The 1,315-nt window shown below is 70.3% G+C and carries 1 protein-coding gene; it reads right to left on the bottom strand.

Features of this window, described 5'->3' with window-relative positions:
- Positions 1-116 precede the first annotated feature (116 nt).
- Positions 117-1,315 (bottom strand): murein transglycosylase A (locus tag FFS68_RS17760; protein ID WP_349290397.1); only part of this gene is annotated, 1,199 nt, incomplete at its 5' end.

Raw genomic sequence — 1,315 nt, 5'->3', positions numbered from 1 at the left:
TCGGTGGGGCCGTGGGGGCCAGCGGGGCTTTTGCTTTCGGCAGCGGCTTCACCGTCGCCGCGACCTTTTTCCACAGCGCGTTTTCGTCGGGATCGAGCCGCCGCGCCATCGCGGCGTCAGCCCGCCGGAATCAGCCGCGCGATGCTGGCGCGCGGCAGCAGCAGCAGCGCCGAGCCGCGCGCCGCCATGCCGCCGGCGATCGCGCGCGCGTCTTCGCCCGCACCCCAGAAGCTGTCGAAGCGGTTGGCGCCCTTGATCGCGCCGCCGGTGTCCTGCGCGATCCACAGCCCATTGGGTTCGGCGCGGTCGAGCGAGAGGATCACGGGGGCGCCGAGCGGCACATAGTTGGGATCGGCGGCGACGCTGGCGCGGCCGGTCACCGGCAGACCCATGGCGCCGAGCGGGCCGGGGCCGGTCAGTTCGCGGAAAAACACCCAGCTGGGATTCTCGTTCATCACCGCGGCGCCGCGTTTCGGGTCGGCGCGCAGATAATCGAGGATGCCCTGCATCGACGCCTGCCCGCGCTGCAATTCGCCGCGGTCGAGCAAGAGCTTGCCGATGCCGACATAGCCGCGCCCGTTCTGCGTTTCATAACCGATGCGCATGATGCCGCCGTCGGGCAGACGCAGGCGGCCCGAGCCCTGGACTTGCAGGAAAAAGAATTCGGCGGCGTCGGCGGCATAGGCGATTTCAAGCCCGCGCCCTTCGAGCGCGCCGCTTTCGATCGCCGCGCGGTCGTAATATTGCACCAGATTGCCGCCATCGACGCGGCCGCGGATCGTCTTGCCCTTCAACTCGTCAGAAAACAGGCCAAGATCGACGTCGACCAGATCGGCGGGGCGGCGATAGATGGGAATGTCATAACCCGCGCGCTTGGTGCGCGACCCGGCGATTTCGGGTTCATAATAGCCGGTGACGAACGCCGTCCCGGCGCCGATCTGCACCGTGCCGAAATAGCGGGTGAAAAAGGTCGAGGCGTCGGTGTCGGACCAGGTTTTCGCCGCGTTACAGCTTTCGGTCCAGTCGGCGCCCTGCGTCAGCCCGCTGGCGTCGGCGCGGCGCTGGACCGAGGGACAACTGATCCGGAACGCCGCGAGCGCCGCCGTCGCCTGTTCGGCGGTCACGCCAAGGGTGGTGAAATCGGGACCAGCGAGGACGCCGCTGGCCGCCGCGGTGGTCGCCGCCGCGGGAACGGCGGCGGCGGCAAGCGGCGCGCGCGGGGTCGCCGGGATCGGGCGTGCCGCAACCCCGCCGCTTTCCGACGGGCGCGGCTGATAGGGGCGCGGGGCCGTCGTCGGCCGCGCTGGTGCGGGGG

This window comes from Sphingopyxis sp. L1A2A (assembly GCF_005502465.1).
GTDB lineage: Bacteria > Pseudomonadota > Alphaproteobacteria > Sphingomonadales > Sphingomonadaceae > Sphingopyxis.
The sequence above is the reverse complement of the archived record's forward strand: the minus strand, read 5'-3'. Positions and strand labels throughout refer to the sequence as shown.